Annotated in this window: 20 protein-coding genes; 6 read left to right on the top strand and 14 right to left on the bottom strand. The window is 62.1% G+C overall.

The features are described 5' to 3' along the window. Window positions 1-41: 41 nt before the first annotated feature. The 6 genes from ABD704_RS14035 to ABD704_RS14010 form a co-directional block, all read right to left on the bottom strand. Complete coding sequence (locus tag ABD704_RS14035; RefSeq protein ID WP_344700311.1) at window positions 42-1,067, bottom strand: glycyl-radical enzyme activating protein; 1,026 nt, start codon at window positions 1,065-1,067, stop codon at window positions 42-44. Window positions 1,068-1,078: 11 nt separating this feature from the next. After that, a complete protein-coding gene (locus tag ABD704_RS14030; RefSeq protein WP_344700309.1) occupies window positions 1,079-2,254 on the bottom strand; it encodes a 6-phosphofructokinase in 1,176 nt (391 codons plus the stop codon). 102 nt (window positions 2,255-2,356) lie between these two features. Then, entirely contained in the window at window positions 2,357-3,028 is a 672-nt protein-coding gene (locus ABD704_RS14025; RefSeq protein WP_344700308.1) for a NifU family protein, read from the bottom strand. Window positions 3,029-3,122: 94 nt separating this feature from the next. After that, on the bottom strand, window positions 3,123-4,601 hold the full coding sequence (locus ABD704_RS14020; protein WP_344700307.1) for an aconitase X: 1,479 nt from the start codon (window positions 4,599-4,601) through the stop codon (window positions 3,123-3,125). Window positions 4,602-4,641: 40 nt separating this feature from the next. Further along, window positions 4,642-5,121, bottom strand: coding sequence for an aconitase X swivel domain-containing protein (locus ABD704_RS14015; protein WP_344700306.1), 480 nt, complete (start codon window positions 5,119-5,121; stop codon window positions 4,642-4,644). 45 nt (window positions 5,122-5,166) lie between these two features. Beyond that, window positions 5,167-7,689, bottom strand: coding sequence for a glycyl radical protein (locus ABD704_RS14010; RefSeq protein ID WP_344700305.1), 2,523 nt, complete (start codon window positions 7,687-7,689; stop codon window positions 5,167-5,169). A gap of 240 nt (window positions 7,690-7,929) precedes the next feature. On the opposite strand from ABD704_RS14010, the gene ABD704_RS14005 reads away from it, so the two are divergent. The 3 genes from ABD704_RS14005 (at window position 7,930) to ABD704_RS13995 (ending at window position 10,385) form a co-directional block, all read left to right on the top strand. Beyond that, window positions 7,930-9,279, top strand: coding sequence for a family 1 glycosylhydrolase (locus ABD704_RS14005; RefSeq protein ID WP_344700304.1), 1,350 nt, complete (start codon window positions 7,930-7,932; stop codon window positions 9,277-9,279). 54 nt (window positions 9,280-9,333) lie between these two features. Then, window positions 9,334-9,537: a hypothetical protein gene (locus tag ABD704_RS14000; RefSeq protein ID WP_344700303.1), complete on the top strand. Its 204-nt coding sequence runs from the start codon at window positions 9,334-9,336 to the stop codon at window positions 9,535-9,537. A gap of 71 nt (window positions 9,538-9,608) precedes the next feature. Next, window positions 9,609-10,385: a hypothetical protein gene (locus ABD704_RS13995; RefSeq protein WP_344700302.1), complete on the top strand. Its 777-nt coding sequence runs from the start codon at window positions 9,609-9,611 to the stop codon at window positions 10,383-10,385. A gap of 45 nt (window positions 10,386-10,430) precedes the next feature. Here the strand turns inward: ABD704_RS13995 and ABD704_RS13990 are convergent, their stop codons facing one another. Beyond that, a complete protein-coding gene (locus tag ABD704_RS13990; protein WP_344700301.1) occupies window positions 10,431-11,387 on the bottom strand; it encodes a threonine ammonia-lyase in 957 nt (318 codons plus the stop codon). Window positions 11,388-11,637: 250 nt separating this feature from the next. Between ABD704_RS13990 and paaZ the strand changes: the two genes are divergently transcribed. Both paaZ and ABD704_RS13980 read left to right on the top strand, forming a co-directional pair. After that, window positions 11,638-13,659 (top strand): phenylacetic acid degradation bifunctional protein PaaZ, encoded by a 2,022-nt coding sequence (gene paaZ / locus ABD704_RS13985; protein WP_344700300.1) that lies wholly within the window; start codon window positions 11,638-11,640, stop codon window positions 13,657-13,659. A 62-nt stretch (window positions 13,660-13,721) separates the two neighbouring features. Further along, complete coding sequence (locus tag ABD704_RS13980; protein ID WP_344700298.1) at window positions 13,722-14,150, top strand: CBS domain-containing protein; 429 nt, start codon at window positions 13,722-13,724, stop codon at window positions 14,148-14,150. 31 nt (window positions 14,151-14,181) lie between these two features. Here the strand turns inward: ABD704_RS13980 and ABD704_RS13975 are convergent, their stop codons facing one another. From ABD704_RS13975 to ABD704_RS13955, 5 genes are read right to left on the bottom strand one after another with little or no spacing between them, the layout of a single operon-like run. Beyond that, complete coding sequence (locus tag ABD704_RS13975) at window positions 14,182-14,766, bottom strand: F0F1 ATP synthase subunit B family protein (protein ID WP_344700296.1); 585 nt, start codon at window positions 14,764-14,766, stop codon at window positions 14,182-14,184. Further along, complete coding sequence (locus tag ABD704_RS13970) at window positions 14,759-15,250, bottom strand: F0F1 ATP synthase subunit B (protein ID WP_344700295.1); 492 nt, start codon at window positions 15,248-15,250, stop codon at window positions 14,759-14,761. The genes ABD704_RS13975 and ABD704_RS13970 overlap by 8 nt, the downstream gene beginning before the upstream one ends. A gap of 31 nt (window positions 15,251-15,281) precedes the next feature. Continuing rightward, a complete protein-coding gene (locus ABD704_RS13965; protein ID WP_249830143.1) occupies window positions 15,282-15,509 on the bottom strand; it encodes a F0F1 ATP synthase subunit C in 228 nt (75 codons plus the stop codon). A 22-nt stretch (window positions 15,510-15,531) separates the two neighbouring features. Further along, a complete protein-coding gene (locus ABD704_RS13960) occupies window positions 15,532-16,308 on the bottom strand; it encodes a F0F1 ATP synthase subunit A (protein ID WP_344700294.1) in 777 nt (258 codons plus the stop codon). Between the two features lie 19 nt (window positions 16,309-16,327). Then, complete coding sequence (locus tag ABD704_RS13955; RefSeq protein WP_344700293.1) at window positions 16,328-16,666, bottom strand: AtpZ/AtpI family protein; 339 nt, start codon at window positions 16,664-16,666, stop codon at window positions 16,328-16,330. A gap of 161 nt (window positions 16,667-16,827) precedes the next feature. Here ABD704_RS13955 and ABD704_RS13950 point away from each other — a divergent pair, with 161 nt between their 5' ends. Then, window positions 16,828-17,550, top strand: a complete 723-nt coding sequence (locus ABD704_RS13950; protein ID WP_344700292.1) for a DUF4163 domain-containing protein — start codon at window positions 16,828-16,830, stop codon at window positions 17,548-17,550. On the opposite strand, the gene ABD704_RS13945 is transcribed toward ABD704_RS13950, so the two are convergent. Further along, entirely contained in the window at window positions 17,532-17,900 is a 369-nt protein-coding gene (locus tag ABD704_RS13945; protein ID WP_344700291.1) for a YdbL family probable chaperone protein, read from the bottom strand. The two genes, ABD704_RS13950 and ABD704_RS13945, sit on opposite strands and share 19 nt — an antisense overlap. Beyond that, the gene (locus ABD704_RS13940) at window positions 17,897-18,112 is read right to left on the bottom strand and encodes a YnbE family lipoprotein (RefSeq protein ID WP_344700290.1); all 216 of its coding nucleotides are present in this window, start codon (window positions 18,110-18,112) and stop codon (window positions 17,897-17,899) included. Before ABD704_RS13940 ends, ABD704_RS13945 begins: the two co-directional genes overlap by 4 nt. Window positions 18,113-18,116: the final 4 nt, after the last annotated feature.

The raw sequence follows: 18,116 nt of genomic DNA, 5'->3' as shown, positions 1-18,116 counted from the left end.
TCCGCGAATTGCGGATCGAGCCGGCGCGTTCCGCTCGTCGATCAGGCCGCGCCTTCCATTTGCAGCGTCGATCCGCGGGACTTGTCCTGCGGCGAAGCTTGGCCAGGCGTTGTTGCGCTACGACCGAACGCTTCATCGATGATCGCGCGAAGACGCTGCATCGTCTCGTCGGGCACGTAGGGAAAATCCTTGAGTTCGTAGACGCGACCGAGGAAGCCGTACTTGCCCTCGCCGTAGCGATGATAGGGCAGCAACTGGTAGTCGATCACGTTCTTGTAGGGCTTGATGAACTCGAGCACGGATCGAATGTGCTCCTCGTCGTCATTGACGCCCGGAATCACCGCTGTCCGCGCGATGAAGGTCTTGTCCGGAAATTCTTCATAGGCGCGCTTGAAATTCGCTTTGATCTTCGAATTGTCCGTGCCGACCCAGCGCGTGTGTCGCTCGTGATCCATAACCTTGTGGTCGTGAAGGACGACGTCGGCATGTTCGACGACCTGGCGGAATTTCTCCCATGGAGCATTTCCCGCCGTTTCGATGGCAGTGTTGATGCCCCGATGATGCGCTTCCTCTAAAAGCGCGGCGGCAAACTGCGGCTGCAGCGTGCATTCGCCGCCTGACAGCGTGATGCCCCCGCCGGACTCGATGTAGACGGACTGGTCCTGCTCCACTTCGGCGAGCACTTCTTCCACGGTCATCTCATGTCCGAACATATACAATGCACCGGTCGGGCAGACGGATGCGGTTTCCTCACCGCATTCGCTCGCCATGTCCCAGTTCACACGCACCCGGTCGTCAGGGCCGTCGAGCACATAGAACGCGCCCTCGGGCGTGGGCGGTTTCAGGCAGCGGCCGCATTCTTTGACGCCGATGCATTTGTTGATGTTGTACGCGAGCTCGGGCTTGAACCGGATGCTTTCCGGATTGCAGCACCATTTGCAGCGGTTCGAACAGCCCTTGAGAAAGACGTTTGTTCGAATGCCTGGCCCGTCGTTGATGCAAAAGTGCTGAATGTTGATCACTCGTCCGGTCAACTGGGTGGCGTCGTTCTTGAGATGAGTAGCCATGGCTGTTCCCTCTAGTCGCCGAATGCGATGCCAAGGCCGCGCGCGATCTGCATGAGCTCGCTCTCGGCCGGTACGGTGCGAACACGTTTGAGGGCATCGACCATCGGGATGGTCTTGAGGTCCGGAGAATCGAACATGACCATCACGCCATCTTCGCCGCCGTGCAGCGCGCGGACCGCGCCCGCGCCATAAGCAAGCCCCAGTTGACGATCGACCGCGGTCGGCAGTCCACCGCGCACCAAATCGCCCAGGGAAAGCGGCAGGATGTCACGGTTGGTCAGCCGCTGGAGGGCCACGCCGACAGATTTCGCTGCAGCGCCGGCACGGTCGATCGTATGCTCTCCCTCGCCGAGCTCCGGATCTGCATTTGGCGTCAGGCTTGCGCGCATGCCGTCCGTGTCCGGGCCGGCCGTAGTAGGTAAATTCACCGGCCGGGCTCCCTCGGCCACTACCACCAGCGCGGGCCGCCGCCCTGATTCCTCGTGCCGGGTGAGCGTGTCGGCAACCTTCGCGAGGTCGTAAGGGATCTCGGGCAACAGGATTGCGTCGGCAACGGCGGCCAGGCCCGATTGCAGGGCCAACCATCCAGAGTGCTGCCCCGGAACCTCAACGACCGCCAAACGCCCGATATCAAGCGCTGCGGCGCGGATCCGTTCGAGCGTCTCCGCCGTGTGAGACAACACGCTATTGTAACCGAAAGCCTGCGGGACGGAGGAAATCTCATTTTCGACGGACTTCGGAACGCAGACCGTACGCAGCCCCTGGCGATGCAATTTGAACGCAACGCTCAGCGCGTGCAGCCCCGTGACGGTACTACCCCCGACCAGTGAGATCACGCCGTCGATCCCCGCGGCGTTCAATGCTTCGAGGACGTCGCCGGACCGATCGACTTCCTCGACGGAGTTCTCGTCGTTGAGCGTGCGGACGTTGAACGGATCGGTGCGTGCGGCAGTGCCGAGCAGGCTTCCGCCGTGGCCGTCGGCCTCCAAGATTTCAGGACTTAGCGAAACCATCCCGCCGCCGGGATAGCGCTCCGGATAAAGCAGCCCGTCATATCCGTCGCGGATCCCGACGAGCTCCACTCCGAGCTCGTTCGCCGCCAGCGTCGCGCCGGCCACCACCACGTCGAGACCCGGGACGTAGCCGCTTCCGATATTGATGGCGATGCGTTGCGCACTTGCGGTCATGACACTTATCTCCTTCGTCAATCGCCGAAGCGATCGACTTGCTCGACCTGGTTCCTGCCCTTGCAGTCCTTGGCGTCGGACACCGTCAAAGGCCTGTCACCGCTAGGCATATGGGCTTTTCCCATCTGCGTGTTTGGTGACGTCGCGAACTTCCGTGATTTCCGGGAAGCTTCTGCGGATGGATGCCTCGATGCCGTCTTTCATGGTGGCGCCGGCCAAGCGGCACCCCTGGCAACCGCCCGTCAGCTCAAGGAAGACGACACCGTCCTTGAAATCGACAACGACGGCGCCGCCACCGTGCGTGGCCAGCGCCGGAATGACCTCCTCGTCGAGAACCTGCTGGATTTTCGCGGCGGTTCGGGATTGAGGGGTGTCCAGTCTTCGCAAAGGCGCTTCAACCTTGAAGTCGCTGCTGAGCAAGCTGAACACGAAGTCGATGGTCGCGCCCTCCAGGTAGGGGGCGCTGTCGGAAGCGACGTAAAGATCGATGCCCTCGTAACGATGGATTGAATCCGCGGGCGAATCTTCTTCCCCGGCGGGGACGAACCGCAGGGAAAAATCCGCCCGCAACACCGAGCGCGGATGAGCACTCACCCTGAGGCCCTTGACCGGCAGACCCAGCTTTTGCTTGGCTTCGACAATCTTCTTCAACGCCTTGTCGGTGATGGTGACCGGCGGGCCGCAGGGGAATGATTTCTCTCTCTGCGGCAGTCCGAGCGTCTGCCCGCGGGCGGATGCTTCGGAACGGGCCGGAGTTGCGTAGGTCGTTTGCATTGGACGGGGCTTCCGTTGGTTGCCCGTGCTTTCAAGGAGCAGGGCCAGTCGAGCACCCCCGGCTTTCCAGGGGCGCTCGCTGTGCTTCAGTCAGCTAGCCAATCATCGGAACGGGTACTTCGTAGAGCGGCCGATCCTTTTCACTGGCGAGCCGCTCCTCACGCGGGCGGTTCCAGTAATCCCAGCGCGCCGTAGGCGTGAACACGCCGGTCACCGCCGCCATGACGATTGACTCCGGATTTCCGTAGATCCAGGTCGTCCCTTCCGATCCGAAACCGGCGCCCAGCTTCACATACTTGAAGCTGCTCGTCGCGATGACGATGTTCTCGGGGTAGTGGCGGAACGGCGTCATCGCCATGCACGTCTGGTGGTAGATCTTACCACCGGCGTCCTCGATGGCTTTGGTATCGCCATACTGCTGCGCCATGAAGTAGGTCGGCGTGTCGGTCTGCACCCACAGCTGCACCCCTTCCTTGACCTTCTTCCCCTTGATCAGGCGGGCAACCTCACGGACCTCGTCGAAGGTCGCGTGCGGGCAACCGACGATCACGATGTCCACCGGCTTTGCGCGGTCCGGACCGGGCGCGGGAGCAAGGTTATTGAGGTACTGATACATCTCGATGATGTCGTCCATCGTGACCTTGTAGCGCTCGGGGTTCTTGGGCATGTTGCCCTTGAACGCCGCTTCCAGCGTCGGCGATTCAGGCGTGATCCCCATCAGATGCAGCATCGGGTCGTTCATGCCCGGCGAAGCGCACGAGATGAGATTCTTGGTCGCGCCCGCGCTCAGGTTCTTGGGTAGGTTGAGCACGGCCATGATGCGGTTCTCCGCCTTCGCCGCGATGCACGCGCCGAGTGCGCCGAAATCGGCCATTCCCTTGACGTTGTCGCGGACCTCATCGTCCAGTTCGACGATACATTTGGCCGCCCGATTTTCGTCCAGGTGAGTGCCGTACTTGGGCATGCAGCCGGTGTAGGCGCAGTAGACGGTGTTGACCGGGGACTCCCGGTTGGTCCGTGCGCTGAGGATCGTGTTGATATAGCAGGCCGCACTCGACTCCGAGCTGGCGGCATACTCACCCATCTTCGGGATGCGCGTATTCAGATACGGGTTGCACGACAGCCAAGGCAGCCAGCCATGATCCAATAGCTTGTCGTACCCGGCCCTGAAGTCGTCGACCATTTCGTCGTCGACCTTGAAGCTGCCTTTGCCTGGAATTTCGAAATTCCAAGGGTAGCCTTTCTCCTCGACCTTATCGAGTTGCACGAAGTACGGGTCGTTTCCACACGCGGTGCCGGTTTCATCGGCCACATGCGCGTCCTTCATCTTGAAGATCGGATCGTATAGCGCGCTGTGCCCGAGATCGTAGGCGGCGAGCTTCTCGGCCGTTTCGGGGTTTCGGCGGTCTTCCGAGTAAATCGGGCAAGCATTGAGGACGAGGACGAGGTCCACCATCTCTTCTGCCTCGACCGCTTTGCCGAAGTCCGAGAGTCTTTCCATGCAGAACTGCTTGGTTTCGCCATGCTTACCGTCCAGCATTTCCTGCTGATAGGTTGTGAGCTTCATCGCCATGACCAACTCCTTCGAAATAGAGTGAATTCTTGAGTTCGGGCTATGCCCGTCGAGTGATAGTGACGGTCGCCTTCTGGCCGACCTCGGGTGCGTCGATCTCAACGATGTCGCCATTCTTGATGGTCGTGATCGGGTCCTGGTCCAATTTGTCGACCGCTGGGATCTCGGAGGCGATGGCGCCGCTGATATCGAAGGGGAAAATCTCGCGGCAGATGAGGCCGGCCGGGCCGTGTTTCGACTGTTTGACCTTGAAGTAGAGGCTGACGGCTCCGCTGGTTGAGCCGGTCACGGTCGGATAGACGACGATCTTGCCCGTCACGGACTCCCCCTGGTGATCCCAACCGGCCGTCAGGACCTTGCCGTCTTCGTTGCCGACGTGATTGAACGCCCATCCAAACCGATGGCTGAACACCATCGCTTCGGCTTTCGCCTTGCCTTTGGACCGCGCGATGCCGGTCAATACGATCTTCTGTTCTTGCGTCGTCATCTCTGTCGGCCGCGGTGCTATGGTCTGTTCCATTTTACCCTCGCTGTTGAATGTTGCGCTGAGCACAATCACGCTTGCTCAGTGACTTAACTGCTCCTCAGTTCTTGCAATGATTTCAGCCTGCTGGCTGGGGGACAGATCGACGAAGAAGGCGCAGTAGCCGGCGACCCGCACGACTAGATCCCGATACTTCTCCGGATCCTTCTGCGCCTCGATCAGGACTTCCCGATTGAGGATGTTGAACTGGATGTGCACGTGTTTCTGCGCGGACCACGTGCGGATCAACTGCATCAGCCGGCGCGTCCCCTCTTCGCCAGCGACGTTCGCCGGCGACATCTTCATGTTGAGGAGGTCTTCGCGATGCTCCTTGTAGATCTGGCAGGTCGCCCTCGCGATCGAGTTAAGGGTTACCGTGGGGCCCTTGGTGTCGCAGCCGTGTGAGGGCACGATCCCGTCCGAAAGAAATTCGCCGGCGCGCCGTCCGTTCGGCGTCGCCATCGTCACCTTGCCGCTGGGGTTGTGGAAGGTGATCGGAATGATGCGCATGTTGGCGCTCTGGCCGTGCGGCCTGGGATGCCTGTGGGCATATTCCATGACCGTGCGCTGGATCCGGTATCCGATGGCATCGACCCACTCGATGCCGTTGCCGTATTTGGGCGCATTCACGCACATCTGGCGGATGGCCTCTGCGCCTTCCCAATTCTTTTCCAGCGCGTCGAGCAGCTCGTCCCAAGTCAGCTTCTTCGTATCGTAGATGAGGTGCTTGATGGCGGCGAGGCTATCGATGCAGGTCGCGAACCCGCCGAGCCCGTCGATGCAGGAAGCGTCGAGCGCGCCCGGGATGTAATCCGCGTGGGTATGGAGATCCCTGCCGTGCTCCATGCATAGATCATGCATCGTGGAGGCCAGAGGGGCGGCGATATATCGGGGCTTCAGACCGGCCGCGATATAGTTCTGAATCATGATGTGCTTGACGACGTTCTCAAGCTGCAGCTGATACGCGTTCCACACATCCTCGTAGGTCTTGAAGGTCCTCGGATCGCCGGTCTTCAACCCAAACTGTTCGTTGTAGATCTTCATCTTGCCGTCGCGGAGGGTCATCTCCATGACCGCTCCGTAATTGATGCCCGCATTGCCCGTTTTATGCGTCTCGCGGTTCGGCAGGCGTGATTCCGAGCAGCCGGACATCGCGTAATCGAGCGCTTCCCGCTTCTCGATCCCGTTGCTCATAAACCAGGGAACTTCGAACTCGTCGTTGATCAGCTTGGGCGAGCCCTTGCCGTCCTTGATGGTCTCGGCCACGGCATGCAGGAACCGTTCCGGCGTCCCGGCATGGATCCGCACACCCAGCTCGGGATAGCTGATCGGCAGCGGACGGGTGGATTCCAGAAGAACGTAAGAGAGCTCGTTAGTGGCGTCGAAGCCGTCCGGCGTCTGGCCGCCGATGGTCACAGTCTCGTGGTGGGAAAATCCTTCGCGGCCTTTGGCCGCGGAAGGCGACATCTGGGACTCGATGCTCTGCATGATGTTGAGCCACAGGCACTGGAACAGTTCCTGCGCGCCGTCCGGTGTGATCCGTCCCTCGTCGACGTCCGCTCGGTAGGTCGGATAGAAATACTGGTCCATCCGGCCCTGGTTGATCTGTCCTCCGACCTGCTCTTCGAAGCGCGAAAAGAGCTGGGTGAACCACTGAGCCTGGATGGCCTCGCGGAAGGTGCGCGCGGGGTTTTCCGGGACCCACGCGCAAATCTCCGAGATCTCTTCCAGCTCCTTCTTGCGCTGCCGGTCCGTGGTCGTCGCGGCCATCGATGCCGCCAGTTCGGAATACCGTTTGGCGAAGAGGCTCAATGCGTCGCAGCTGATGATTGCCGCTTCGTAGAACGGTTTCTTGAATGCCAGGTCGCGCGGGTCTTCAAGCGAGTTCAGCCGCTCCCGGGCTCCCTCGCGCAGGCCCTTGCATCCGCGCTTCAGGATCTTCTCGAAGTCGATGACCCAATTCTGGGAATGGCGCATCGTCGACGTGGAAATGATCACGAACGAGAACTTGGTCCCGACATTCTCCGGGTCAGAGCCCCAGCAAAAATGCCGGGTCTCGGGCGGCAGCGCCTTGATGAAGTTCGGCGTGAAGTCCTTGCCATTCCAATAGGGAAAAAGGACCTCGTCGATGATCCTCTTGTCTTCGTCGGTTACCGTGACGGCGTCATGTGCGCCCTTGGCCGTAATGAACGCCTCGGCACCCGCCTGCATGATCGTCCCGTCGAGTTCCGGGTAGGCGAGCGTGTATCGGCCGAGCCACGTATTGGGCCGGCCGACGATCAACTCGTCGTCGAAGATGGTGACGGAGATATTCTCCGCGATATGATGGAGCGCCTTTGCCCAGCGCCAGACCAAGGGCTGGCCTTCGGTCTGCTTGAAGGACTCGGTGAAATAGACTGCCCGCTCAAGAGTAAGTTGCGGCGGCCCATAATTGCGGATCGCGTCGTGCAGCCGAAGCACTCGATCCGTTACACGGCCGCGCAGGAGCTTCGCGCCGGTCTCGATCGCACGCTCCTGGCTTGAGAGGTTTTCAGCTTCGGCAGTTTTGACTTCGGCGACGTCCATGTCGGTTCACACTCGCGCTGACCCTCGGATCGATGAGTGCGAATCTACGCGCGCCGGTGCCCGGCCCTATCCGTGATGTTCCGTAAGTAGTTGTAGGGGTTATGCGGGTGCCGCCCTGCTTCGCCGCATCTGCAATGGTTAGTCGTGGTTATCCCTGCGGACCCCGGGAAAACCCCAAAAGCCTTACCCATGCTACGAGTCTAAAAGACGGCTTCCAGCGCTCGGTTAGGGAGCCTTCTCATGATCAGTTTCATGTTCGCCACCGGGATCGAAAACAGCGTGCCGACCATCCAGAACGGCCGTCATCGCGTCGACGAGCTGGAAAAGTGCGGCTTCTACAAGCACTGGCGCAAGGACTTCGACCTTGTGCAGGAACAGGGAATACATTTCCTGCGCTACGGACCGCCGATCCACACGACCTGGCTTGGGGACGGCCATTACGACTGGAGCTTCGCGGACGAAACGTTCAACGACCTGAAACGGCGCGACATCGTGCCGATCGTCGACCTTTGTCATTTCGGCGTTCCGGACTGGGTCGGAGACTTTCAGAACCCGGATTTCCCAAAGCTGTTCGAGCGCTACGCCGGCGACTTCGCGGCGCGCTTTCCGTGGGTGCAGCTCTATACCCCGGTCAACGAGATGTTCATTTGCGCCACCTTCTCTGCACGCTGGGGCTGGTGGAACGAGCAGCTGAGTTCGGACCCGGCCTTCGTGACCGCGCTCAAGCATATCGTCAAAGCCAATATCCTGGCGATGTACGCGATCCTGGAAATCCGGCCTGACGCGCTGTTCATCCAGAGCGAGTCTTCCGAATATTTTCATCCGGAAAGCCCCGACGCGATCGGCGCCGCCGACGCCTTCAACGAGCAGCGCTTTCTGTCGCTTGATCTCAACTACGGCTACGACGTTTCCGGGCGAATGATGGAGTTCCTGCGCGACTGCGGAATGACGCTCGACGAGTACAAGTTCTTCCGCACGAAGAACCTCCGGCATCACTGCATCATGGGTAATGATTATTACATCACCAACGAGCATCTCGTGCACGCCGACGGCCGCACCGACCCGTCGGGCGAAATCTTCGGTTACCACACGATCACGGCCGAATATTTCCAGCGCTATCGCCTGCCGGTGATGCACACGGAAACGAACCTGTGCGACGGCTCAAGGGGTGAAGCGGTGACGTGGCTCAACAAGGAATGGGCGAATGTCCTTCGCATCAAACGAAGCGGCGTGCCGGTGGTCGGTTTCACCTGGTATTCCCTGATCGACCAGGTCGACTGGGACAGCGCCCTTCGAGAGAACCGTGGCAACGTGAATCCGCTCGGCCTGTACGACCTCGATCGCAACATCCGGCCGGTCGGCCGGGCCTACAAGAAGCTCATCGCGGATTGGTCGAACCTGGTCGATGCGCAGACGGTCTGCCTGACCATTCCCGTATTCAGCCCCTCCGAGCAGGAAGAGCCGCTCATCATCCGGGAGCAAGCGAAGGCGCGCTCCAATCGCATCGCCCTGAGCAAGCTGTCGCTTTCGGCCCTGAAAGAGCCGGCGATCGCCGAAAGCAGCCGAAAGCTCCCACAGGAAGCGATCTGATCGTCTTTCGGAGCCACCGGTTAATCCAATCGGCCCATCCCAACAGGAACGGGAATGAGCAAATCCAGGCGAATTCTCATCATCGCCCTCGGAAGCCTGGGATTCCCGATTGCCGCAGCCGGCGCGTTATATTGGTGGCTGCTCGGCGCCGTCACAGCAACAGATCGCGCGCCCTTCCTTCAGGCCAAAGCGCTGGTCGCGCTCGGATGCCTGATGGTCATCACCTCTCTCGTGTTGGGGCGCCGGCTCTCTCGGTAGCGCCCTGCGTCCGGTTTCAACCCATTGCGGACATTCGCGCTTCTGTTAGCCTCCCACCAGCGGGAGAGTGAATGGTCATTCGTCGTATCCGGGAACATGCGGCGCACGCTGACTGGTTCACGGTAGGTTTAGACCTGCTGATCGTGATCATCGGCGTTTTCCTGGGCATGCAGGCGAACAATTGGAACGAGACGCGGGTCGAGCGCCAGCAAGCCGAAAGTTATCGTACCCGGCTGGTCGAGGATCTGCGGGCGAATGAATCGGATCTCAAGCAACGGCGGGAATATTATCGCCAGGTTCGACATCATGCCCTGGCGGCGCTCGAGGTTCTCGACCATCCATCGGCGTCGGCTGGTGAGCAGTTCCTTATCGACTCATTCCAGGCGACCCAGATCGTCCCGCGCACCTTGTCCCGGTTCACATATGACGAGATGATCGCCGCGGGCGGGCTGGACCGGCTGGGCAATGCCGCCCTCAGGACCAGGGTGAAGAATTACTATTCGGCTATGGAGACGGCCGAGACAACCTTTCGATCGACACCACCCTATCGCGAACATCTCCGGCGTGTGATGCCGTATCAAGTGCAGCAGCGCGCGCGAATCCGCTGTCGCGAGAAATTGGGCACGGCTCAGTCCGGCGAACAGACAAACGTCCTTCCAACTTCTTGCGCGCTTGAGCTCGATTACGAGATTGTAGCCAAGGCCGTCACTCGCATTCGGTCATCGCCCGAGATTGCTGATGACCTGACACGCCACCTGATCGACCTCGATCTAAAGCTCGACTTGTTTGACCTCTTCGAAGGTAGGGCCCGGAACCTTCGCCAGAATATGGAAGTAAAAACCTCCTAGCTAACGAGATGGCAGCTTTCGACCCAAAACTGCCATTGCGCGACTTCAGCCGGCGACCAACTCCGCGAATTTGGCGAGGTCGATATTCCCGCCTGACACGACGCAAACGATCGGTCCCTCGCGGGCCTCTTCAGTAAGCGCCGCAGCCAGGGCCAGTGCGCCCGCCCCTTCCGCAATCGTTCGCGATCTCTCCGCGATGAGGCGCATCGCGTCTCGCGTCTGGTCGAGGGTGACGGTGATCGCGCCATCGGTGACCGGCCGCATGCGCTGCCACATGCGCTCGGTGACGCTCTTCCCGCCTGCGCCGTCGACGAACGACGCCTGCCAGTCAGGGAACTTCCGCGGGCCGCCTTCGCGCAACGACAGCGCATAGGGGGCCGCCGTCTCTGGTTCTGCGCCGAGCACGCGCACGTTCAGACGCTTCCCCTTGATCGCGCTGCCGACGCCAGTGATCAGGCCTCCTCCGCCGATGGCGCAGATGACGGTCTTCACGCCCGGCAGGTCCTCTAGGATCTCCAGCCCCATCGTCCCGTGTCCGGCGATGAAGTCGTGATTGTCGAAGGGGTGCACGAACGTGCTCTCCAGTCCCGGGAATTGGTGCGTCTCCGCCGCGACCCAGGCGTCGTCGTAGGACACCGGCACGATCGTCGCGCCCAGCGCGCGCATGCGGTCGAGCTTGGTCTGCGGCGCCGTCTCGATCGCGACCACGGTGCTCGGGATGCCGAACGCCCGCGCGGCATAAGCGACGCCCTGCCCGGCGTTGCCGGCGCTGATCGTCCACACGCCACGCGCCCGCTCCTCGTCCGACAGCTTGGCGACCGCGTTGGCCGCGCCGCGGATCTTGTAGGCGTTGGTCGGCTGCAGGTTTTCGAGCTTGAGATAGATCTCGCGCTTGTCCCCGGTGTCGATCCGCACCAGCGGCGTTCGCAGAACGGTCCCCGCGATGCGCTCCCTCGCCTGCTCGATGTCGTCAATCGAGATCGGCCGAACCGGATGGATCATTGTCTTCCCCTCGCGCTTGCGCACGCTTCTAGACAGGCGCCGCCTGCCTTCCAATGTTGGAATCCACCTGCCACGCTCGATGCCTTGGCTCCGGCCAATGGCCTTAAAGTCACGGCGAAAGAGCCGCTCACCGTGACTTTAATGACCTTAAGGCTCTTCTCCCTCTACCAACGTCATTGCGGGCAGCGCGGCGACGCGGCAATCGGGCGCTGGATTGCTTCGTTTTGCTCGAATTGACGGAAAAAACGCGATGAAAACTCCCCAGCTCCTCAATTATGAGCGCGACCAGTGGGTCGCCGGCGCCGGCAACCTGGCGGAAATATCGAGTGCGATCGACGGCGCGCCGGTGGCGATGACGGGCTCCGGCGGGCTCGATTTCGGCGGCATGCTCCGCCACGCCCGCGAAGTCGGCGGGCCGGCGCTGCGCAAGCTCACGTTCCATGAGCGCGCGCGGATCATCAAGGCGCTCGGTCTCGCGATCATGGCCCGCAAGGAGGAATTGTACGAACTCAACTATCTGACCGGCGCAACGCGCAAGGACGGCTGGATCGACATCGAAGGCGGTGCAGGCACACTGTTCTCCTTCTCGTCTAAAGGCCGGCGCGAACTGCCCGATGCGCACGTGCTTCTCGACGGCCAACTCGAAGGCCTGTCGAAGAACGGCACCTTCGTCGGCCAGCACATCTACACCTCGCTGCAGGGTGCGGCGGTGCACATCAACGCGTTCAACTTCCCGGTCTGGGGCATGCTGGAGAAGCTAGCCCCAACACTGCTCGCGGGCGTCCCGGCGATCGTGAAGCCGGCGTCGGCGACGTCCTACCTCACTGAGGCGGCGTTCAAGATCATGATCGACGCCGGCGTGCTTCCACCGGGCGCGGTGCAGCTGATCGTCGGCGGCGTCGGCGACTTGTTCGACCATCTGACGGGCCAGGACATCGTAAGCTTCACCGGCTCGGCCTCGACCGCGCTGAAGCTGCGCATGCACCCCAACGTCACCCGGGACTCGGTTCGCTTCGTCGCCGAGCAGGACAGCCTCAATGCCTCCCTACTCGGCCCAGATGCTGCGCCCGGCACGCCCGAGTTCGACCTCTTCATCAAGGAGGTCGCCACCGAGATGACGGTGAAGGCGGGCCAGAAGTGCACCGCCATCCGCCGCGCCATGGCCCCGGCGCAGTATCTCGATGCAGTCGAGCAGGCGCTGAGCGAGCGGCTGGCGAAGACCAAGGTTGGCGACCCGCGCGCGGAGGACACGCGCATGGGCGCGCTCGTCAGCGTCAGCCAGCGCAACGACGTGATCCAGCGCATCCGCGAGCTCGAAGCCGCCGGCGCCCGCATCGTCGCCGGCGACCCCAACGCGCGGCCGCCGATTGCCGGCGGCGCCTTCCTGCCGCCCGTTCTGCTGCGCACCGACGATCCATGGGGCAACGATGCCGTCCACGACTGCGAGCCGTTCGGGCCGGTCTCGACTATCATGCCCTACCGGGACATGTCAGACGCCATATCGCTCGCCAATCGTGGCAAGGGCAGCCTGGCGCTGTCGCTCTTCACCCACTCGCCCAACGCCGCGCGCGACTTCGTGCAAGGCGCCGCCGCTTTTCACGGCCGAATGCTGGTCATCGACCGCACCAACGCCGCAGAATCCACCGGCCACGGCTCGCCACTCCCAGTCCTCGTTCATGGCGGCCCCGGCCGCGCCGGCGGCAGCGAGGAGATGGGCGGCATCCGCGGCGTGAAGCATTACATGCAGCGCACCGCGATCCAGTCGTCGCCCGCGATGATCGCCGCGATTACCGAGCAATACGTGCCCGGCGCGCCGAAGCATTTCATCGGCACCCACCCCTTCACGCTGAAGATGAGCGAGCTTCACATCGGCGACACGTGGAAGACGGACGCGCGCACCGTCACCATCGAGGATATCGAACATTTCGCGGAGTTCACCGGCGACAAGTTCTACGCCCACATGGACGAGGAAGCGGCGAAAGCGTCGCCGATCTTCGAAGGCCGCGTGGCGCATGGCTATTTGATCCTGAGCTTCGCCGCTGGCCTGTTCGTCTGGCCTGACCCTGGGCCCGTTCTTGCCAACACCGGCCTCGAAAACTTGCGTTTCCTTACCCCGATCTACCCTGGCGATTCACTGCGCGTGGAACTCACCGTGCGTTCGAAATCGATCAAGTCGGAGGAGACCGGCCAGGTGCGCTGGGCGGTCGAGGTCTTCAACCAGAAGGACGAACTGGTGGCGACCTACGACCTGCTGACAGAGAACGTGCCCTGATCGCAGCAACCGTGGGGCTTGCGGATCGTTCGGGTTGCGAAATCTCAAAAAGGAGAGCGACCATGAAAGTCAGTGAAGTGATGACCCGCGACGTGCAGACCGTCAGCCCGGACCAGCCGGTGCGGGAGGCCGCCTCCTTCATGCTGAGCGCAGATGCAGGCTCGATCCCCGTGACCGAGGGCGAACGGCTGATCGGCATGATCACCGACCGCGACATCGCAGTCCGCGGCGTCGCCAAGGGCCATGGCCCCGATACGCCGGTGCGCGACCTGATGACCGACGACCTCGTCGTCGTGCGCAGCGACGACAATGTCGAAGACGTTGCAACGAAGATGAGCGAAGCGCAGGTGCGCCGCCTTCCGGTGATCGACGAGGACAACCGCCTGTGCGGCATTGTCAGCCTCGGCGACCTCAGCCGCCAGACCGACACGGAATGCGCGACGCAGGCGCTGGAAGGCGTGACCCAGAAGGGCGGCCAGCACCAGCAGTAAGGAGCACTCCCGCCAGTGGCGGGAGGGTGACTTAGCGGCCCGCGATATCCTTGATCGCGCGATCGACGATCTGGGCATCCGTGCCCGCATCGTGTCGCTCGGCGATCAGGCGCGCGGCGGCCTTGGTCGCGGCGTCGGCGGCAGCGGCGCGAAGCTGATCGACAGCGGCGCGCTCTTCGGCGGCGATCTTCTCCTCTGCCATGCGCGTGCGGCGCTCGACGAGCGCTTCGGCATCGCGCTGGGCCTTGGCGACAATCTCTTCGGCTTCGTGCTTCGCGCGCCCGAGAAGCGCAGCGCGATCCTTGTCCGCCGATGCCGACTTCGCCTCATATTCGGCCTTCAGGGCTTCGGCTTCCTTGCGCAGCGATTCCGCCTCGGCGAGCTGGTCGCGGATCGTGGCGATTTTCGAGTCCAGCGCCTTGCTGATCGCGGCCGGCACCTTCTTCCATATCATGATCGCGATGACGACGATCATCGCCAACGAGATATAGGCAGGTGCGGCAAGGCCGAACGCCGTAGGCTCCTCGTGAAGTGCGCCGCCGTCATGCTGGACGGAAGCGACGGCTTCCGGATGCTCGACGGGCTGGCCGGGATTCTGCGGCTGCGGATCAGACATTGAGCTTGCCCTTCACTGCCTGCGCGGCGTCCTTGGGATCGACCTGGATGCCGGTAAGGCGGTCGACCATCTCGCGCGTGGCGTCGGCCGCAACGGCCTCGATCTCCGCCCGTGCCGCGTCGACGGCCGAGCGGATCTTCGCTGAGGCAGCCTCGACCTTGACGTTGATCTGGTCGGCTGCAGCATTGACCTTGGCTTCGGTCGCCTGGGCACTCGACTGCTTGGCCTCTTGGGCAAGGCGCGCTGCCTCGCCGCGAGCAGCATCCATGCGGGCGCGCCACTCGGCCTCCGTCGCCTCCGCCTCGGATCGTGCGGCTTGCGCGCGCTCAAGGTCGTCAGCGATCTTCTTGTCACGCAGCTCAACCGTGCCCTGGATCTTCGGAAGCATCCCTCGCCCAATGACGAAGAAGATGATCCCGAACACGACCAGCAGCCAAAAGAGCTGCGAGAAGAAGATGAACGGAAGTTGTTCTATCTGAGGCATTTCAGTCCCCGGCGCCTAGCCTTTCAGGCGATTAACGCGCGTAGAGAATGATCATCGCGACGGCGAACGCGATGAGGCCCAGAAGCTCCGCCGCGGCGAAGCCGATGAAGAGACGGCCCTGCTGGCTGTCAGCAGCCGCCGGGTTGCGCAGCGCGCTCTCGAGGAACGAACCGAAGACGTTACCGACGCCGACGGCGGCAGCACCGACGCCAATCGCCGCGAGACCGGCACCGATGACCTGAGCGGAAGCGAAATCCATGTGAAACTCCTTGGCTTGAATATTAGTGAAGATTGATTGCGTCGTTGAGATAGAGCGTCGTCAGCAGCGCGAACACGTAAGCCTGGATCGCGCAAACCAGCAGCTCCAGCGCGGCAACGCCGACGATGAAGACGAAGCTCAGAGCGCCCACGCCAATGCCTACCGCACCGCCGTTGAAACCGCTGACAATGAAGCTTCCGAACACTTCCATCAGGATGTGGCCGGCGATCATCGCGACGAACAGTCGGAGACCCAGGCTGAACGGGCGGACCATGAACGAGATGAACTCGATCGCGAAGATCAGGGGGACCATCACAATCGGTGTGCCGTGGGGCACGAACAGCGAGAAGAAATGAAGACCGTGGCGCCAGAAACCGACGATCAGCACGATCGAAAAGCTCATCACGGCGAGCACGCCAGTGATGGAGAAATGGCTGGTCGTAGTGAAGCTGTGCAAGCCCGGAATGACCGCCAGGGGCAGAAGACCGAGCAGGTTCGCGACGAGAATGAAGGTGAAAAGCGAGAAGATGTACGGGACGTACTTCTTGCCTTCAGGCCCGATATTCACCTTGACCATGTCGTCGATGAAGCCAGTCAGCCCTTCGACGGCGACCTGCCAGCGCCCGGGCACCAGCTCACGCTTCATGCCAAGCGCCATGAAACCGAAAATCAGCACGAGAGCCACCAGCAGCCACGCCGAGCTGGTGGTGAAGCTGATGTCGTATTTGCCCAGGTGCAGCGGAACCAGCGGCTCCACGGTGAACTGGTGCATCGGGTCGATCTTGGTACCGGCCGCCACGCTTGTCTCTCGCCTCTACTCAGTTGCCCGGCGTCGACCGGGTCTTTGAAAGCCGCATGATGTTCCTCACGCCGACGCCGAATCCGAAGAACAGCATCAGCAGAAAGAACAACGGAAAGGTCCGGTGACCGGCCGCTCCGGCCAGGCTGTCCAGACCCCAGCCGATCACTGCGCCGCCTACCGGAGCGCCGATCAGCTGGCCGAAGAGTTGCTGCCACAACCGATCGCTCGGGTTCGGCTCCACATCTCCGGTCCGTTTCGCTTCCGCCTGCTGCAATCGGTCGAGCCGCTCATCGAGCGATTCGAGCCGTGCGTCTGGTGGAAGCTTCGGAACCTCTGCGCTCTCGTCCTCTGCCATGCGTCTCCCCTGTGCGTCGCCCCTGCTGAAATCCAAGGGCCAGACGGGGCGAGAAACATGGCGGAAAAGCGATACCGCCAAGGCGCCGCCCCTTTATGAACAGGGCCACCGATAGTCAACCGCAGGCTACGGCTGTAAGCTCCGCCGCCATGAGATGTGCGATGATTTTGGCCTTGGCGCTCGTGACCGCCTCAGGCGCCGACGCCAAAGCGGTGAAGATCGTGCGCAACAGCAGCGCGCTGGAATTCAGTTATGCCTGGCCGGCGCAGGCCGCGGCGATCCCCGCGCTCAACCGCTGGATGCAAACCGACGCCGACAAGATTTTCAAGCGCGAAGCCGCTGCGGCCAGGAGCGACTTCCAGAATTCGAAGAAGAGCAACTATCCCTTCCATCAGCACGAAATTCAGATGGCTTGGGAAACGGCAGGCCAGTCTACACGCCTGCTCTCGCTCGACGGCAGCTTCTACGGCTTCACCGGCGGTGCGCACGGGCTCGGCTCGAGCTCGGCGCTTCTATGGGACGGCGCCCGCAACGCGAAGATCGACATCCAGCAGCTTTTGGCCGTGGGCCAGACCTGGACCGGCGCAATCCGCCAGCCTTTCTGCGTCCTGCTGAACCGCGAGCGTGCCAAGCGCCGCGAGGAGCCGATCAAGCCGGGCGGGATGTTCACCGAATGCCCGGCCTACAAGGAGCTGACGGTCCTTATCGCCGACAAGAATTCGAACAATCGCTTCGATCATGTCCAGGTGACGGCCGACCCTTATGTTGCCGGCCCCTATGTCGAAGGTCCCTATGTGATCGACCTGCCCATCACCGCGGCGATGATTGACCGTCTGAAGCCCGAATTCCGCCCGTCCTTCGAGCCTCAGCGCCCCGTGCAGTAAACGGGGACCGAAACCGGTTGCCCCGCCGCGCGCCGCCGCCAGCCGCCCTGGCTAAGCATGTAGACTTCACCCACCGAAACCCGCGCGAGCAGCTGGCATCCCGCCGTGATGCCCACGTCCGCCGGGCTGACGCCCCGGCTCGCCGCCAGGTTGCTGTAGAGAGAGCGCCGCTGGATATTGATCGTCGCGACCTGGTTCCGGACCGCGCCCGACACGGATCCGGCCACGCCCAGATAACCGTCGAAACGCTCCCCGACCTGCCCAGATGCGCGCGCCGCGTTGACCGCCGGCGTCTGCGCCACGACAGGCGCAGTCACCGCCAGCAACGCGAGGAGCAAAAATTTCCTCATTGCTTCGGCTTGTTCTGCGGAAAGGCTTGCGGGTTCTGGTTGATCAGCTGCTCGACGTCGCGCTGCAGCCTCACCACGACCTCCTGACGGATGGTGACGTTGAGGTTGATGTCGATCGGCTTGTCCGGCGCCTTCAGCGAAACGCAGCTCGCCAGTGGCACGGACAGGATCGCTGTCGCGAACAACGCGGGACGGGAAATGGGCTTTCTCATCTTT

The organism is Sphingomonas limnosediminicola, assembly GCF_039537965.1.
Classification (GTDB): Bacteria; Pseudomonadota; Alphaproteobacteria; order Sphingomonadales; family Sphingomonadaceae; genus Sphingomicrobium; species Sphingomicrobium limnosediminicola.
Note: the sequence above shows the minus strand (reverse complement) of the source record. Positions and strands in the feature narration are given on the sequence as shown.

What these genes read in the sequence shown, in the direction of transcription:
- ABD704_RS13980 (WP_344700298.1), top strand. Translation starts at nt 13,722, where the DNA reads ATGAAAGTCAGTGAAGTGATGACCCGCGACGTGCAGACCGTCAGCCCG.
- ABD704_RS14030 (WP_344700309.1), bottom strand. Translation starts at nt 2,254, where the DNA reads ATGACCGCAAGTGCGCAACGCATCGCCATCAATATCGGAAGCGGCTAC.
- ABD704_RS14015 (WP_344700306.1), bottom strand. Translation starts at nt 5,121, where the DNA reads ATGGAACAGACCATAGCACCGCGGCCGACAGAGATGACGACGCAAGAA.
- ABD704_RS14025 (WP_344700308.1), bottom strand. Translation starts at nt 3,028, where the DNA reads ATGCAAACGACCTACGCAACTCCGGCCCGTTCCGAAGCATCCGCCCGC.
- ABD704_RS13995 (WP_344700302.1), top strand. Translation starts at nt 9,609, where the DNA reads ATGGTCATTCGTCGTATCCGGGAACATGCGGCGCACGCTGACTGGTTC.
- ABD704_RS14000 (WP_344700303.1), top strand. Translation starts at nt 9,334, where the DNA reads ATGAGCAAATCCAGGCGAATTCTCATCATCGCCCTCGGAAGCCTGGGA.
- ABD704_RS13950 (WP_344700292.1), top strand. Translation starts at nt 16,828, where the DNA reads ATGATTTTGGCCTTGGCGCTCGTGACCGCCTCAGGCGCCGACGCCAAA.
- ABD704_RS13945 (WP_344700291.1), bottom strand. Translation starts at nt 17,900, where the DNA reads ATGAGGAAATTTTTGCTCCTCGCGTTGCTGGCGGTGACTGCGCCTGTC.
- ABD704_RS13990 (WP_344700301.1), bottom strand. Translation starts at nt 11,387, where the DNA reads ATGATCCATCCGGTTCGGCCGATCTCGATTGACGACATCGAGCAGGCG.
- ABD704_RS14010 (WP_344700305.1), bottom strand. Translation starts at nt 7,689, where the DNA reads ATGGACGTCGCCGAAGTCAAAACTGCCGAAGCTGAAAACCTCTCAAGC.
- paaZ (WP_344700300.1), top strand. Translation starts at nt 11,638, where the DNA reads ATGAAAACTCCCCAGCTCCTCAATTATGAGCGCGACCAGTGGGTCGCC.
- ABD704_RS13955 (WP_344700293.1), bottom strand. Translation starts at nt 16,666, where the DNA reads ATGGCAGAGGACGAGAGCGCAGAGGTTCCGAAGCTTCCACCAGACGCA.
- ABD704_RS13965 (WP_249830143.1), bottom strand. Translation starts at nt 15,509, where the DNA reads ATGGATTTCGCTTCCGCTCAGGTCATCGGTGCCGGTCTCGCGGCGATT.
- ABD704_RS14035 (WP_344700311.1), bottom strand. Translation starts at nt 1,067, where the DNA reads ATGGCTACTCATCTCAAGAACGACGCCACCCAGTTGACCGGACGAGTG.
- ABD704_RS13940 (WP_344700290.1), bottom strand. Translation starts at nt 18,112, where the DNA reads ATGAGAAAGCCCATTTCCCGTCCCGCGTTGTTCGCGACAGCGATCCTG.
- ABD704_RS13975 (WP_344700296.1), bottom strand. Translation starts at nt 14,766, where the DNA reads ATGTCTGATCCGCAGCCGCAGAATCCCGGCCAGCCCGTCGAGCATCCG.
- ABD704_RS14005 (WP_344700304.1), top strand. Translation starts at nt 7,930, where the DNA reads ATGATCAGTTTCATGTTCGCCACCGGGATCGAAAACAGCGTGCCGACC.
- ABD704_RS13970 (WP_344700295.1), bottom strand. Translation starts at nt 15,250, where the DNA reads ATGCCTCAGATAGAACAACTTCCGTTCATCTTCTTCTCGCAGCTCTTT.
- ABD704_RS14020 (WP_344700307.1), bottom strand. Translation starts at nt 4,601, where the DNA reads ATGGCGATGAAGCTCACAACCTATCAGCAGGAAATGCTGGACGGTAAG.